Origin of the sequence: Janthinobacterium sp. PAMC25594, from assembly GCF_019443505.1 — a bacterium.
Lineage (GTDB): Bacteria > Pseudomonadota > Gammaproteobacteria > Burkholderiales > Burkholderiaceae_D > Janthinobacterium.
Genome location: NZ_CP080377.1, coordinates 1,422,305 through 1,437,813 on the forward strand (window position 1 = coordinate 1,422,305; position 15,509 = coordinate 1,437,813).

The window sequence follows — 15,509 nt, forward strand, 5'->3', positions numbered from 1 at the left end:
ATCATTCCTCGGCGTGGCAGCAGACGCACAGCTTGTTACCGTCGAGGTCGCGGAAGTAGGCGCCATAGTAATTGGCGTGGTAATGGGGCCGCAAGCCGGGTGCTCCCTCGCACACGGCGCCCAGCGCCAGCGCGGCCTGGTGGCAGCGGTCCACCTGGGCACGGCTGGCCGCCAGCCAGGCCGTCATCTGGCCATTGCCCGGCGTCGCCGGCAAGCCGTCATGCGGCGCCGTCAGCACGAACAGGGGGCGCGGCGCCTGCCGCGCCATCCAGCCGGCCCAGGGTTGGGCCGGATCATGAAATTTTTCGATCAAATCGAGTTCTCCCAGCAGGGCCGAGTAAAAGGCGTAGGCGCGGGGAAAGTCATTGGTACCGAGGCAGATATGGGACAGCATGCTGCTCCTTCATGAATTCAAGCATGTGCGGCGAAATGCGCCAGCTGATTATATTGGCATATCGTTTCCGACTGCATTCCATCTCGGCAAACAGGTCGGTGGACGCACCGCAAAACCTGGACTCGATCGCCGTCATGCAGGGCAACGGTTTCACCAATATGGCCACTCGGATTTGCGGTACTTTGAACGCCACAAGGAACACGCTGGCGCCTGAAAAAACCGAACGAACGCTCTATTTATCCGCCAACTCTCCCCCTGACGTTGTAAGATAGGCAAATATGGCACGGCATCGGCCGTGCCGCTTGCCAGCCTTTCGCGCATGCGGATGCACTCACATTCAGGGAAAAACCATGAGTAATACAGACAAAAAAGCCTACCTCGTCGGCGGCGGCATCGGCTCGCTGGCCGCGGCCGCCTTCATGATCCGCGACGGCGGCATGCAAGGTAGCAACATCACCATCTTCGAAACGTCGCCCGTGACGGGCGGCAGCCTCGATGGCGGCGGCAATGCCGAGGATGGCTACACCTTGCGCGGCGGGCGCATGCTGACCACCGATAATTACGAGTGCACCTGGGACCTGTTCAAGAGCATCCCTTCGCTCGAACATGCGGGCCAGAGCGTCTACGATGAAACCATCGCCTTCAACGAACTGCACATTCCCCACTCGCGCGCGCGCCTGGTCGACCGCAACCGCTTCAAGGTCGATGTCAGCAGCATGGGCTTTTCCATGCAGGACAGGCTGGAACTGCTGAAGCTGACGGAAGCCGATGAAGACACCCTGGGCAGCAGCGCCATCACGGATTGGCTCTCGCCCGAATTTTTCGACACCAAGTTCTGGTACATGTGGGCCACCACGTTTGCCTTCCAGCCCTGGCATAGCGCCGTCGAATTCAAGCGCTACCTGCACCGCTTCATGATGGAGTTTTCGCGCATCGAAACCCTGGCCGGCGTCAAGCGTACCGTCTACAACCAGTACGACTCGCTGGTGCGCCCGCTGGTCGCCTGGCTGCAGGAGCAAGGCGTGAACATCATCATGGATTGCACGGTGACCGATATCGAGGTTCAGGAACCCGAAGGCCGCCTGACCGCCACCGCCCTGCACTGCCAGCGGCGCGGCCTGGCCGACGTGATTCCCGTCGCGGCCGGCGACCTGGTCTTTTTCCAGAACGCCTCGATGACGGATGCCTCCAGCTATGGCAGCATGCACAGCGCGCCGGCCAAGCGCACGAAAAACGACAGCCAGGGTTGGCTGCTGTGGGAAAAACTGGCCGAAGGCCGCCCGGAGCTGGGCCGTCCAGCCGCCTTCAACAGCAGCATCCCCGAATCGTACTGGGCCTCGTACACGGTCACCCTGAAGGACAGCGCCTTCTTTGACAGGATGGAGCAATTCACGGGCAACAGCGCGGGCACGGGCGGCCTCGTCACCTTCAAGGACAGCAACTGGTTCATGTCCATCGTGCTGGCGCACCAGCCTCATTTCGCCGGCCAGCCTGAGGGCGTGCAAGTATTCTGGGGCTATGCGCTGCACCCTGACCGCATCGGCAACTTCGTCGCCAAGCCCATGTCCGACTGCAGCGGCGAGGAAATCCTGCGCGAGCTGTGCGGCCACCTGAACTTCGACCTCGACATCATGGCCACGGCCAATTGCATTCCCTGCCGCATGCCCTACATCACCAGCATGTTCATGCCCCGCGCAAAGAGCGACCGCCCGCTGCCCGTGCCGGCCAACTCCGTCAACCTGGCCTTCGTCAGCCAGTTCGTGGAGCTCACCGACGATGTCGTCTTCACCGTGGAATACTCGGTGCGCGCGGCGCAGACGGCCGTCTACCAGTTGCTCGGCGTGCAGCGCGACGTGCCGGCCATCCACGCGCACGACAAGTCGCTGAAGGTCAAGCTCGATGCCGTCATCAAGGCCTTCAAATAAGCGCATTTTCCGGCGTCAACGCAGTTTCTGTCCTGTCGGCCGCGCCTTTGTCGCAGCGCAAAGCACGGCGATATTGAACTGATAACGTCAGGGTTCGGGAATTTCCCCTATCTTGCCAAGTCCAACATGAAACTGCGGCTACGCCTGTTCGAACATGTGCTGCTGGTGCTGGCATTGGCCGTTGTCATCTTTGCCGCCGCCATCGTGCTGGCACGCATGACGCAGTGGGCGGAAGCGCGGGAACTGCCCCTCTATCTCGTGCAGGGCATGCATCTGGTGGGCAAGGTGCTGTTTTTCCTGGATGGCTGCATCGTCATTGCCGTCAGCAGCATCCTGGCCGCCCGGCTGTTCCGCCTGCTCACCAAGGAGGATATATGAACCACCTTCATTACCTGCTGACCCTGCGGCATCCGCGCCGCTTCTGGTGCAGCGCCCTCGTCATCGCCGTGGCCTCGGCCATCCTGCTGGGCCCCTGGCTCGACAGCATGCCATGGCTGGTGGCGATCCCCCTCGTGGCCGGCGGCTTGCTGGTGGCGCTGGGCGAGCTGTGGGATGACATGCATGGCAAGCGCCTGCGGAACGGCGACGACGACGCACAGGCGCCCTGCCGGCATCCCTAGGCTGATGCTTGCACGCAACAACGGCCACGCCATCGGCCGCGCAGGCGCTTGATTTAAGACTGGCTTCAGCCTCGCCGTGCATCGTGGATAGGGCGCCAACAACAATGGCGCCTCCCTCACCATCACGGGCACGGCCCAGCGAAAGAGCCAAGATGAAAACATGGATGCGCGCCAACAAAGGTTTTTTGATGTTTCTGCTGCTGTTCGGCGTATTCCGCACGGCCGTGGCGGACTGGAATCCCATACCGTCGGCGTCCATGCGCCCCAACCTGCTCGAAGGCGACGTGGTCTTCGTCAATCGCCTCGCCTTCAACCTGAAAGTGCCGCTCACCGATATCGTGCTGCAGCGCCTGGGCGACCCGCAACGGGGCGACATCGTCACCTTTTCCTCGCCGAAAGACGGCACGCGATTGATCAAGCGCATCATCGCCCTGCCCGGCGACACGGTGGAAATGCGCAATGAACAGCTGGTCATCAACGGCCAGCCCGCCCGGTACACGGCGCTCGACACGGCGCCTGAAAGCATCGCCCACCTGGGCCAGCTGACGGCGCAGCGCATCAGCGAGCGCAACGCGACCGAGCAGCACCGCATCCAGGTCTTGCCGCAAATCGCGGGCGCGGCACGCAGCTTTACCCCCGTGACGGTGCCGGCAGACCACTTCATGATGCTGGGCGATAACCGCGACAACAGCGCCGACTCGCGCTATTTCGGCTTCGTGCCCCGCGCATTGCTGATCGGCAAGGCCGAGCGCATCCTCGTCTCGGCCAATATTCAGGAGCATTGGCAGCCGCGGCTGCAGCGTTTCGGCATGAAACTGGAGTAATCACTGCCCTTGCAACGGCGCCATGCTTTTCGGTTAGCATGGCGCATCATGCAAAATTTTCCCTCAGCCAGCCTGCAAGCCGCCAGCGACGATGCCGCCCTGGAGCAACTGGCGCAGTTCCTGCGCCGCCATCCCGACGTGCTGCTGCTGACGGGCGCCGGCATCAGCACGGCATCCGGCATTCCCGACTACCGCGACACGGACGGCGTGCGGCGCGGCAACACCCCCGTGCAAGGCCCCGATTTTCGCCGCCAGGAAGCCGTGCGCCGCCGCTACTGGGCGCGCAGCATGGTAGGCTGGCCCACCCTGGCGCGCGCCACGCCCAATCCCGGTCACCTGGCCATCGCGCATTTGGCGCAGCGCCAGCGCATCGGCGGCCTGGTCACGCAAAACGTCGATGGACTGCATCAGCAGGCGGGCAGCGCCGCCGTCACGGAGTTACACGGCAGCATACATGGCGTCGTATGCCTCGATTGCCGGACCCACCACACGCGCCGCCTGATCCAGGACCTGCTGGAACGCGACAATCCGCAACTGCTGGGCGCCACGGCCACGCCGGCGCCCGATGGCGACGCCTTGCTAGAACCATCCCAGCTGGCCACCTTCCACCTGCCCGCCTGCCCCCGCTGCGGCGGCACCCTGCAGCCGGACGTGGTGTTTTTTGGCGATGGCGTGCCCGCCGCCTGCGCGGCCGAGGCCGAAAGCAAGATGCATGCGGCCGGCGCACTGCTGGTGGTGGGCTCGTCCGTCATGGTGTATTCGAGCTTTCGCCTGTGCCGCATGGCGGCCGAAACGGGCAAGCCCGTGGCCGCCATCAACCTGGGCAAGACGCGCGCCGACCCTTTGCTGGCCTTCAAGGCAGAAGCGCCGGCACAGGACATCCTGCCTGCGTTAGCGGCCATGCTGGGCTGATGCCGTGCCGGCCCTGCGCCACTCTGGCTATACTGTGGCATTAACGAGGAGAATTCATGCTGGAACTGTTGAGTGAACACGCCTGTTTTGGCGGCGTACAACGCTTTTATCGCCACGACGCGCACGCCATCGGCTTGCCCATGCGTTTCTCGGCTTTCATTCCGGATACGCCACCAGGCGCCACGATCAGCACCAAACGCCCCGCCCTGTTTTACCTGGCGGGCCTGACGTGCACGGAAGAAACGTTCATGATCAAGGGTGGCGCGCAGCGCGTGGCGGCCGAAGAAGGCTTGATCCTGATCGCGCCCGACACCAGCCCCCGTGGCGCCAACATCGCGGGCGAGACGGATGCCTGGGATTTCGGCGCGGGCGCCGGCTTTTACGTCGACGCCACCGAAGCGCCGTGGAGCAGCCACTATCGGATGTATAGCTACCTGCTGGAACTGCGCGCGCTGCTGGAACAGGAACTGGCGATCGATGCGCAACGCACGGGCATCTTCGGCCACTCGATGGGCGGCCATGGCGCGCTGGTGCTGGCCTTGCGCAACCCAGACCTATTCCGCTCCGTCTCCGCCTTCGCCCCCATCGCCGCGCCGAGCCAGTGCCCATGGGGCAAGAAAGCGTTTACGGGCTACCTGGGCAAGGACGAAGCCAGCTGGCAGCAGTACGATGCCAGCGCGCTGATGCGCGGCCAGCAAGGCAAGCCGGCACTATTTCCTAACGGCATCTTGATCGACCAGGGCCTGGCCGACAAGTTTTTACCGGAGCAACTGTACCCCGAGGTGTTCGAAGCGGCATGCCGCGACGCCGGCCAGCCATTACGGCTGCGCCGCCATGCCGGCTATGACCACGGCTATTACTTTATCGCCAGCTTCATGGAAGAGCACGTGCGCTTCCATGCGAGGAACTTGCGCGCCGCCTGACCTGCTGCCCTACTGCGCCGTACTGGTATGCCCGTTGAAATGCCTCGTGTACCAGTCGGTAGCCAGCAGGGCCGCCTGGTGGCGCGTGTCGGGGCCGCCTGGGGCGGCGATCTGTTCCAGCTGCTTGTCGCAGCGCAAGGTGGCAAACGCCATGCGGTTCAGGCCGGCCACGTCGGGGTCACGCCCGCCCACGATCAGCAACGATGGCACGCGCACGTTTTCCAGCGCCGCCTTGCCCGCCATTTCCACCTGGCCATCACAGACGGCCAGTGCGGCGATTTCCGCGCTGCGCCAGGCCGCCAGTTGCATCACCACGGCGGCGCTGGTGCCATAGCCATACAGGCCGCAGGGCAAGCGCCGCGTGGAAGGGTCGACCTGCAGCCAGCCCAGGGCTTTTTCCAGCTGGCGCGCCAGCAGCACGATATCGCTGCGCACGAAGTACGCGTGACCATCGCCGCCGCCGCCGGGCGCGACACCGCCTTGGTCGAAGCGCAGGGTGGCGATGCCCGCTCGCAAAAAATCCTGGGAAGTGGCGTGGCTGGAGGCGCCCAGGTAGTCGCTATCGGCGCCAGCGCCGTGGGCAAACAGGACGATGCCCACGGGCCGCTCGGGCATTTCAAGCACGCCGTCCATTTGAAGTTCATCGGCCGTGATGCTGACAAATTGTTCTTGCATGGCTGCCTCCGCTATCGAGCTGGAATTAAGCTGACATCGCGCTGATTTTGCTCTGATCTTGCCGGACCGGGCGCCGCCTGCGCGCCCTGAGCGGCAATTCTCAGTGTACCAGCCTGCGTCCGTTCACGCGCGGCGCACGTCAAATTTGCCCCACGCCCGCATCAGACGGCGCCGTGCCGGTCCAGCCCCTTCAGCACGGCATCGGGGCGGATCGGCAAATGCCGCACGCGCGAGGCCACGGCGGCGAAGATGGCGTTGCCAATCGCTGGCGCCACGGCCGTCGTGGGCGGCTCGCCCATGCCCGTCGCCGTCGCCGTGCTGGCGACGAATTCGATGTCGAGCTCGGGCACGTCGGCCATGCGCAGGGGCGTGTAGGTATTCAGGTTGGTATCCTTCACTTCGCCGTTGAGGAAAGCCGTGCCTTCATGCAAGGCCATGCTCACGCCCCACAGCGCGCCCCCTTCCGCCTGCGCCAGCGCGCCATCGGGGTCGACGATGCTGCCCGCATCGATGACCATGAACAGCTTTTCGACTTTCACCATGCAAGTGCTGCGGTCCACTTTCACCCGCGCGACGCAGGCCGTCCAGGTGGGCATGTCGCGCTCCTGGCCAAACGTGGCGGCGATGCCCAGGCCCGTGTCGGGCGGCATGGCCGTGCCCCAGCCCGCCTTGTCCGCCACCCGCCGCAGCACGTGGGCCAGGCGCGCGGCGCCGCCGACGGCGTTCGGCGCGCTGCCCGCGTTGCGCCCCGTCGCCTGCAGCAAGGACAGGCGAAACGCCAGCGGATCGACCTTGGCCGCCTGCGCCGCCTCGTCCATGAAACTTTCCACAGCCCAATTCGTCCAGCCGGGACCCACGGAACGCAGCCAGCCGGGGCGAAAACTGCTGTTGGCCAGGTCGTTCGACACGGCCCGCACGCGCTGCGCACCCACCGTGTACCAGTGGTCGGCGCCGGCGATGGCGAACGGATCGTACGGATGGCCCTGCTTATCCTTGGCCAGGAAGGCGGGAATCATCGCTTGCGTGGGCCAGCCCGCGCTCGCTTCGTGCACCATCGCCGACACCTTGCCGGCCTCGTCGAACGCCATGCGCACATGCTGCACGGATGGCGAACGGGGCGAATCGAAACGCGCATCGTCGGACCGCGTGCAAATCATCTTGACGGGCCGCCCCACGGCTTGCGCCGCCAGCGCGGCCGGCACGCAATAATCGCCATTCAGGCGCCGCCCGAAGCCGCCGCCGAGCAGATAGGTGTGCAGCATGACCTTGCTCTCCGGCACCTTCAACGCCTGCGCCAGCACGGGCAGGATCAACGATTGCCATTGATTGCCCGCATGGATATGCCAGACGCCGTCGATTTCCTGCGCCAGCGCATTCACCGGTTCCAGCTGGAAATGCAGCACGGTGCTGGTCGTGTAATGGCGTTCCAGTTGCAGGCTGGCATCGTTGAACGCTTGTTCCACGCCATCATCATCGACCACGCGGGCGCCCAGGCCGGCATCGGCCAGCTGCTTGCCCGCATAGTTGACGATATCCTGCTCCGACACGTGGGCCGCCGCACCGGCCCGCCATTTCACCTGCACCAGGTCGGCCGCGCGCATGGCGGCCGCATACGTGTCGGCCACCACCATGACCCAGCCGGGCACCGTGCCGCTGGGGTCTTGCAAGGCGAACGAGCGCAAGTAGCCCTTGACCTTTTTCGCGGCCGTATCATCGATGGACACGACTTTCGAGCCGTAGCGCGTGGGCGGGATCTTCGGGCGCGCATACAGCATGCCCTCGATTTCCGCATCGATGCCGTACACGGCCGTGCCATCGATTTTCGCGGGGATGTCGAGCGCCTGCACCTGCTGGCCGATCAGCCTGCGCTGCTGCGGCGTCTTCAGCACGATGGCTTGCAATTGCCCGGGCGTGTACTGGCGCGCCAGCTTGCCACGGCGCACGATGTCGCCATAGCTGATCGAGCGTCCCCGGCCATGCACGACACCGAGCCGGGCGTGGCAGGCGGAGACGGGCACGCGCAGCAGGCGCGCGCCCTCCTCGACCAGCGCGAGGCGACCAGCCGCGCCGGCACGGCTGAGCGGATCGAAATTCTGCCAGACGGACCAGCTGCCGCCCGTGACCATCAAGCCCCATTTCGGGTCCGTGTCCACGTAATGCAGGCGCACCTTGCTCCAGTCCGCTTCCAGCTCCTCGGCCACGATACGCGCCAGGGCCGTGCCGATGTGCTGGCCCATTTCCGCCTTGGCGATATTCACGGTGACGATGCCGTCGCGGCCGATCTGGAACCAGATGCTGGGGTCGAACACGGGCGCGGCAGGCTTGACGGGCGGCGCGGACGCCGCCTTGCCGGCGGCCAAGGAGCTGTCCGCGCGCAAGAAGGCCAGCGTAAACCCCGTGCCGGCGGCGGCGATCAGGAAGCCGCGCCGTCCCAGCGAACTGGGGCGGGCAGCAGAATGTTCTTTCGGCAGCTTAAACACGGGGCGCCTCCTGCATGCCGGCCGCCAGTTTAATTGCCTTGCGGATCCGTACATACGCCATGCAACGGCACAGGTTGCCGCTCATGACGGCATCGATATTCGCATCCGTCGGCTGCGGATAGTCTTTCAACAAGGTGGCCGCCTGCATGATCTGGCCCGACTGGCAATAGCCGCACTGGGGCGCCTGCGTGGCCAGCCACGCGCGCTGCAGCGGGTGCGTGCCATCGGGCGAGAGGCCTTCGATGGTGGTGATGGCGCAACCGGCCACGGCGGCAATCGGCGTGATGCACGAGCGCATGGCGCGGCCATCCACGTGCACGGTGCAGGCGCCGCACATGCCGATGCCGCAGCCAAACTTCGTGCCTTTCAAATGGGCTTCGTCGCGCAACACCCACAGCAGGGGCGTCTCGGCGTCGGTCTCGGTGCCGAAGGGCTGGCCATTGACGGTAATGTTATACATAAATATTTAAGACACTTTCAAGAATTACTTGCCGGCGCGCGCGCGCGCCACGGCCGCTTCCAGGTTCGTCCAGGCCGGCTGGGTGCTGCGGCTGCGGCGCAGATAGGCGGCCAGCTGGGCCACGTCGTTGTCCGTCAGCGAGGAGGCAAAGCCGGGCATCAGCACGCCGGGCATGGCGTCATCCTTGCTGATGCCGTGCAATATCACCTGGATCAGGTTGGCGGGATCGGGCGCGCTGACGGCGCTGTTCAGGCTCAGTTCCGGACGCAGGGCTGTGGGTTTTCCATCGCTGTTCGAATGGCACGATGCGCAGGCGGCCACGTACAGGCTGGCGCCTCGGTCATTGTCGACCAGGCTGACGCGCTGCGAGCGGGCGATGCCGGCTTTCACGACGGTATCGGTATCGACCTGGCGTTGCTCTACGCCGGCCACGCCGGCAAAATACGTGGCCAGCGCGCGGATATCGCCGTCGGGCGACGCGCCCATGCCTTCGTGCACGACGGCCGACATGGGGCCGGCCGCCACGCCGTGCAAGGCCGTCGCCCCCGTGCGCAGGAAGGCGTACAGCTCGTCCTGCGTCCACGGCAACGGTGCCGTATTGGCGCTGGTCAAGGCCGGCGCATACCAGTGATCGATGGAAGCGCCCAGATACGACGAGCCGGCAAGCTCGGCGCCCAGCGCATTGCGCGGCGTGTGGCAGGCGGCGCAATGGGCCAGGCCCTCGGCCAGGTAGCGGCCCCGGTTCCAGTCCAGCCCTTGCGCGGGGTCAAGCTGATACCTGGCCGGCTTGAAAAACAGCAACTTCCAGCCCGCCTGCAAGGGCCGCAGGTTCAGGGGGAACGGCACGCTGTTGGCGGGCGCGACCGCATACACGGGCGGGCGCGTCATGAAATACGCGTACAAGGCCGTCAGGTCCGCGTCGGAAACGAGCGTGAAGTGGGTGTACGGAAAGACGGGAAACAAATGCGCGCCATCGCGGCCCACGCCTTCGCGCATGGCCCGCTGGAAGGCGGCCAGCGACCAGCGGCCGATGCCCGTCTGCCGGTCCGGCGTGATATTCGTGGCATAAATCGTGCCGAACGGCGTGGCCAGGCCATTGCCGCCCGCGTAGTCGGCGCCGCCCTGGGCCGTATGGCAGGCGGCGCAATTGCCCATGCCGGCCAGGATGCGGCCCCGCTCCACCACTTGCGGGGAAAAGGCCGTGGCGGCAGGCGGATCGATGGGCGCCAGCGCGGGGCGCCAGTAATACAAGTAGGCAGCCAGGGCCGCCACGATGAGCAATGCCAGCGACAGCAGCAGGCCGGTGAAAATCTTTTTGAGCAAAACAGGAGTCCGATAAAAGGCTAAGCACGCGCCTGCCGCGCACGGACGGCGGCAACAGGGCGGATTATGACAATGATAGGGGCAATCTTACCGCGATTGTGACTTGTTGTATGTACGCAATGACACGCAGGCAACGCCGCGGGCGGACTGCGCCTTATAATCAGCGTTTCAGCACGCCGCCGCTCCTTCATGCATACCGTTACCATCATCCTCATCCTCGTCTTGACCGTCGTCCTGTGCGGCTTTCTCGCCCGCTCGCGCTGGGTCAAGCTGCCGCTGCCCCTGATCCAGATCGCCGGCGGCACGGGATTGGCCCTGTTTGGCGTGCAAGTGCCGCTCGATCCCGACATTTTCTTCCTGCTTTTCATCCCGCCGCTGCTGTTTCTCGATGGCTGGCGCATTCCCAAGGGCGCCTTCTTTTCCGATGCGCGCTCGATCCTGATGCTGGCCATCGGCCTGGTGCTGTTTACCGTGCTGGGCATGGGTTTCTTCATCGACTGGCTGATTCCCAGCGTGCCGCTGGCCGTCGCCTTCGCGCTGGGCGCCATCCTCTCGCCGACGGACCCCGTGGCCGTGTCGGCGATCGCGGCCGGCAATCCGATTCCGCCGCGCCTGATGCACATCCTCGAAGGCGAATCCCTGCTCAACGACGCCTCGGGCCTGGTCTGCTTCACGTTTGCCGTCGGCGCCATGATGACGGGCGGCTTTTCCATCGGCGCCGCTTCGCTGAGTTTCCTGCAGGAAGCGGGCGGCGGCATCGTCATCGGCCTGGCCATCTCGTGGGGCGTGGGCCTGGCGAATAAATGGCTGGTGAGCAAGGTCGGTGAGGAACCGGGCCTGCAAATCCTCATCAGCATCCTGATTCCGTTCGCCGCCTACCTGGGCGCCGAACAAATCCACGGCTCGGGCATCCTGGCCGCCGCCACGGCGGGCGTGTCCATGCATTACGCAGACCTGATCGGCCGCCCGCTGGCCGCCACGCGCACCCAGCGCAAGGCCGTGTGGGATACCGTGCAACTGGTCTTGAATGGCGTGATCTTCGTCATGCTGGGCGCGCAACTGCCCACCACCGTGGCCGGCTTGCCCGCCGCCTCCATGGAAGTGGGCGCCGGCAGCGCCTGGAAACTGCCCCTGTTCGTCGTCGCCATCACGGTGGGGCTGACCTTCATGCGCTTCATCTGGGTCTTCATCTCGATGAAACTGACCCTGTTCAAGCACCACAAGAAAATGGCCGGCGAACCGAAGGACGCGGCGCTGCTGGCCCGCCCCAGCCTGCGCCTGCTGCTGGTGGCCTCGTTTGCGGGCGTGCGCGGCGCGCTGACCCTGGCCGGCATCCTGACCCTGCCGTTGTTCTTGCCTGACGGAAATCGTTTCCCCGCGCGCGACCTGGTCATCTTCCTGGCCATGGGGGTGATTTTGCTGTCGCTGATATTGGCCAGCGTCACCCTGCCCCTGCTGACCAAGGGCCTGGTGTTCGCGCCGCCCGCGCGCCGCTCGACGGAAGAGCGCGATGCCCGCGCCGCCGCCGCCGAAGCGGCCATCGCGCGGCTGGAAAAAGTGTGCGAAGGCATCGACAAGAATGACAAGCAGCAAGTCGTCACCGAGGCGGCCAACCGCCTGATCGAAGCCTACCGGCGCCGCCTCGCGTACGGCGAAAGCAGCAACGACGAGGCGACGCGGCTGCAGGAACTGGCCAAGGCCGAACGGGCGCTGCGCCTGGAAGCGCTGAACGCGGAACGCGATGAACTGTACCGCCGCCGCATCTCGGGCGAACTGGACGACACCATCCATTTGCGCCTGCTGCGCGAAATCGACTTGCTGGAAGCGACACTGGAAGAATAGCAACACTCTGTTGCACGGCAATAGTGTCGATCAGTCAATTCTCATGGTAAAGAATGCAAGTTTCAGCATTCGTGTTTATAATGCAAGATTGCATGGCATAGCGCCATGATTTACTTTCAGCATGGACTTCCGTACAGTCTGTGTTGTTGAGTAAGAATTTGAATAGCCGCCCGACCTGCATAAAGATACCCGACGCCGTGCCCTCCTCCCCCCGCCACCGGCAGCGCTGCGCGCCGCCCGCCCTGCCCGTGCTGCTGACCTCGCTGCTGGCCTCGCTGTTCGCCATCGGCGTGCTGGCGCCGGTCGCGGCGTGGGCGCAGACGGGCGCGGCGGCCGACGCCAGACGGCCGGCCGAAGTGGCCCAGGTCCTGTTTGGCATCATCAGCTATGTGCGCTGGCCCGTGGCGCATCCGGAAGTGCGCGTCTGCATGCTCGGTGCCCCCCGCTACGGGGCGGCCATCGTCGACAAACCCGCCTCCAGCCTGGGCCAGCGCATCCGCGTGAAAGTCCCGGCGGCGGCCGCCGCTGCCGGCGACTGCGACGTCATCTACCTGGGCAGCCTGCCCGAGGGAGAGCGCGAACACCTGCTGGCGCAGATCATCGGCAAACCGATTTTATCGGTCGCCGAACCTGGCACGTCCTGCAGCGTGGGCACCATGTTCTGCCTGCGCCTGAACGACGCGCAGATCGGTTTTGACGTCAACCTCGACGCCATCGCCCGCAGCGGCCTGCGCGTGCATCCGAACGCCTTGCAAATTGCACGTCGCAAGGCAGCGCCGCCATGAGCGCCCGCATGAGCAATAAATCTGCCCGCCAGCCCCGCCCCACGCTCGACAGCGTGCTGCGGCGCGCCCACCTGAGCGTGTCGCTGATCGCCGTGCTGGCGGCCGGCCTGACCCTGACGGCCGTGGCGCTGCTGGCCTTGCGCGTGTATTCGGACCAGAACCTGCGCCTGGTGGCCCGCTCGATGAGCTACACGGTGGAAGGGGCCGTCGTCTTTGGCGACTCCATGGCCGCCAGGGAAGCGCTGGCCTTGATTGGCGTCAATGAAGATGTTGACCAGGCGCAAGTGAGCGACATGGCCGGCAAGGTGCTGGCCCGCTGGGAACGGGGTCAGCACGGCACGCGCTACTCCATCGAACGCGCGCTGACGGGCTGGATACTGCCCGATTCGCTGACCTTCCCCATCATGCGCAATGAGCAGGCCATCGGCAGCATCAAGCTGGTGCCGCACAGCCGCAGCCTGCTGCCCTTCCTGCTGAGCGGACTGTCCTGCCTGCTCGCTTGCCTCGTGCTGAGCCTGGTCGTCGCCGTGCGCCTGTCGCGCCGCATGGAAACAGAAATCACCTCGCCCCTGCGCCACCTGGCGGAAACGGCCCACCGCGTGCGGCGCGACCGCTCGTTCGAATTGCGCGTGCCGCCCGCCAACATCGCCGAACTGAACCAGATCAATGACGACTTCAACGCCCTGCTCGACGAACTGGAAGCGTGGCAAAGCCATCTGCAAAAGGAACACGCCTCGCTGTCGCACCGCGCCAACCACGACAGCCTGACGGGCCTGTCGAACCGCGCCTTCATGGAAGCGGAACTGGAACGCGCCATCCTCGAAGCGCGCATCGGCAATGGCAAGGTGGCCGTGCTGTTCCTCGACAGCGACCGCTTCAAGTACATCAACGACACGTTTGGCCATGCCTCGGGCGACCGCGTGCTGGTGACGATCGCCGCGCGCATCAAGCAGCAATTGCGCGAGGGCGACCTGGTGGCGCGCCTGGGCGGCGACGAATTTGCCATCCTGCTCAAGCCGCTGCGCAACAGCAGCGACGCCATGCACATCGCCGACAACATCATCACCGCCATGGCGCAAGCCATTGAACTGCCTACCGGCAACAGCATCGTCAGCTCGCTGACCATCGGCGTGGCCGTCTTCCCCGATCACGCCATCGACGCCGTCTCGCTGGTGGGCGCGGCGGACGAAGCCATGTACCGCGCCAAGCAGGCGCAGCGCGGCACGCGCCAGGTGGCGCGCCTGCCGCAACCCCCGCACCTCCACACTCACCCCTGAACCAAGGAGCAACACCATGCAATTCATCTACAAGCAATTACGCCGCGGCTTCCTCGGTCTGTTCATGCTGGGCCTGTTGGCCGCCTGCCAGAGCACGCCAGAGACAAAACCGCTGTTCAACGCCGAACAAGTCGCCACCCTGAAGGAACAAGGTTTCAACCAGACGGACGAAGGCTGGGAACTGAGCTTTACCGACAAGCTGCTGTTCGATTTCGGCGCTTCCAGCCTGACGGCGCCGAGCCGGGCCGCCATCCAGAAAATCAGCGCCGCCCTGCTGAAAGTGGGCATCACCCACATGCGCGTGGAAGGCCATACGGACAACGAAGGTGCCGAACTGCTCAACAACAAGCTGTCGCTGGCGCGCGCCAACGTGGTGGCCGATGCGATGGGCGTGGCCGGCATTCCACGCGGCAATATCGTCGTCAAGGGCCTGGGCATGAGCAAGCCCGTGGCCTCGAACGCCACCAAGGCTGGCCAGGCGGAAAACCGCCGCGTCACCGTCATCGTCTCGGCGCCTTGAGCGTGGGTATGCCCGCCGCGCGCTGGGTCGTGATGGGCGTCTCCGGCTGCGGCAAGAGCGCCGTCGGCGGCCTGTTGGCCGACGCCTTGCACGTGCCCTACGTGGAAGGCGACGACGTGCATTCCCCGGAAAACGTGGCCAGGATGGCGGCCGGCATCGCGCTCGACGATGCCGACCGGGCCGGCTGGCTGGCCGCCCTGCGCGACCGGATCGCCACGGCCCGCGCGCAAGGCGGCGGCCTGGTCGTCTCCTGCTCGGCCCTGAAGCGCGCCTACCGCGACGTGCTGCGCGAAGGCGACCCGGCCCTGCGCCTTGTCCACCTGGACGGCCCGCGCGCCGTGCTGGAGCGCCGCATGCAGCGTCCCGGCCATTTCATGCCGCCCAGCCTGCTCGACAGCCAGCTGGCCACCCTGCAGCCCCTGCAAGCGGACGAGGCCGGCATCGTGCTCGACATCCGCCAGCCGCTGCCCATTTTGCTGGAACAGATCCTGCAGGCGTCCTGACCGGCAGCCGCGCGGCTGGACAGCCCGCGGCCCCCTGTGTAGACTG

The 15,509-nt window shown here is 65.4% G+C and carries 16 protein-coding genes; 11 read left to right on the forward strand and 5 right to left on the reverse strand.

Features of this window, described 5'->3' with window-relative positions; translation table 11 throughout:
* Position 1: 1 nt before the first annotated feature.
* Positions 2–394 carry a VOC family protein gene (locus tag KY494_RS06220; RefSeq protein ID WP_219890298.1) on the reverse strand — a complete coding sequence of 131 codons (393 nt, stop codon included), beginning with the start codon at positions 392–394 and terminating at the stop codon, positions 2–4.
* A 350-nt stretch (positions 395–744) separates the two neighbouring features.
* On the opposite strand from KY494_RS06220, the gene KY494_RS06225 reads away from it, so the two are divergent.
* From KY494_RS06225 to fghA, 6 genes are all read left to right on the forward strand, one after another.
* On the forward strand, positions 745–2,319 hold the full coding sequence (locus tag KY494_RS06225; protein WP_219890299.1) for an oleate hydratase: 1,575 nt from the start codon (positions 745–747) through the stop codon (positions 2,317–2,319).
* A 126-nt stretch (positions 2,320–2,445) separates the two neighbouring features.
* Positions 2,446–2,697, forward strand: a complete 252-nt coding sequence (locus KY494_RS06230; protein ID WP_219890300.1) for a hypothetical protein — start codon at positions 2,446–2,448, stop codon at positions 2,695–2,697.
* Positions 2,694–2,939, forward strand: a complete 246-nt coding sequence (locus KY494_RS06235) for a hypothetical protein (protein WP_219890301.1) — start codon at positions 2,694–2,696, stop codon at positions 2,937–2,939. The genes KY494_RS06230 and KY494_RS06235 overlap by 4 nt, the downstream gene beginning before the upstream one ends.
* Before the next feature lie 152 nt (positions 2,940–3,091).
* Positions 3,092–3,763, forward strand: coding sequence for a signal peptidase I (gene lepB / locus KY494_RS06240; RefSeq protein WP_219890302.1), 672 nt, complete (start codon positions 3,092–3,094; stop codon positions 3,761–3,763).
* 48 nt (positions 3,764–3,811) lie between these two features.
* Entirely contained in the window at positions 3,812–4,675 is an 864-nt protein-coding gene (locus KY494_RS06245; RefSeq protein WP_219890303.1) for an NAD-dependent protein deacetylase, read from the forward strand.
* A 56-nt stretch (positions 4,676–4,731) separates the two neighbouring features.
* A complete protein-coding gene (gene fghA, locus KY494_RS06250; protein ID WP_308836418.1) occupies positions 4,732–5,598 on the forward strand; it encodes an S-formylglutathione hydrolase in 867 nt (288 codons plus the stop codon).
* A gap of 9 nt (positions 5,599–5,607) precedes the next feature.
* Here fghA and KY494_RS06255 read toward each other — a convergent pair whose 3' ends face one another.
* The 4 genes from KY494_RS06255 to KY494_RS06270 form a co-directional block, all read right to left on the reverse strand.
* The gene (locus KY494_RS06255) at positions 5,608–6,273 is read right to left on the reverse strand and encodes a dienelactone hydrolase family protein (RefSeq protein WP_219136325.1); all 666 of its coding nucleotides are present in this window, start codon (positions 6,271–6,273) and stop codon (positions 5,608–5,610) included.
* Positions 6,274–6,434: 161 nt separating this feature from the next.
* A complete protein-coding gene (locus KY494_RS06260; RefSeq protein WP_219890304.1) occupies positions 6,435–8,753 on the reverse strand; it encodes a xanthine dehydrogenase family protein molybdopterin-binding subunit in 2,319 nt (772 codons plus the stop codon).
* A complete protein-coding gene (locus KY494_RS06265; RefSeq protein WP_219890305.1) occupies positions 8,746–9,213 on the reverse strand; it encodes a (2Fe-2S)-binding protein in 468 nt (155 codons plus the stop codon). Before KY494_RS06265 ends, KY494_RS06260 begins: the two co-directional genes overlap by 8 nt.
* Positions 9,214–9,237: 24 nt before the next feature.
* Complete coding sequence (locus KY494_RS06270) at positions 9,238–10,536, reverse strand: cytochrome c (RefSeq protein ID WP_219890306.1); 1,299 nt, start codon at positions 10,534–10,536, stop codon at positions 9,238–9,240.
* A gap of 189 nt (positions 10,537–10,725) precedes the next feature.
* On the opposite strand from KY494_RS06270, the gene KY494_RS06275 reads away from it, so the two are divergent.
* The 5 genes from KY494_RS06275 (at position 10,726) to KY494_RS06295 (ending at position 15,463) form a co-directional block, all read left to right on the forward strand.
* A complete protein-coding gene (locus tag KY494_RS06275) occupies positions 10,726–12,378 on the forward strand; it encodes a Na+/H+ antiporter (RefSeq protein ID WP_219136328.1) in 1,653 nt (550 codons plus the stop codon).
* A 197-nt stretch (positions 12,379–12,575) separates the two neighbouring features.
* Complete coding sequence (locus KY494_RS06280) at positions 12,576–13,163, forward strand: YfiR family protein (RefSeq protein WP_257572300.1); 588 nt, start codon at positions 12,576–12,578, stop codon at positions 13,161–13,163.
* 8 nt (positions 13,164–13,171) lie between these two features.
* Positions 13,172–14,440, forward strand: a complete 1,269-nt coding sequence (locus tag KY494_RS06285; RefSeq protein ID WP_258194700.1) for a diguanylate cyclase domain-containing protein — start codon at positions 13,172–13,174, stop codon at positions 14,438–14,440.
* A 16-nt stretch (positions 14,441–14,456) separates the two neighbouring features.
* Entirely contained in the window at positions 14,457–14,960 is a 504-nt protein-coding gene (locus tag KY494_RS06290; protein WP_219136330.1) for an OmpA family protein, read from the forward strand.
* An 8-nt stretch (positions 14,961–14,968) separates the two neighbouring features.
* Positions 14,969–15,463: a gluconokinase gene (locus KY494_RS06295; protein ID WP_219891499.1), complete on the forward strand. Its 495-nt coding sequence runs from the start codon at positions 14,969–14,971 to the stop codon at positions 15,461–15,463.
* The last annotated feature ends 46 nt before the right edge of the window (positions 15,464–15,509 follow it).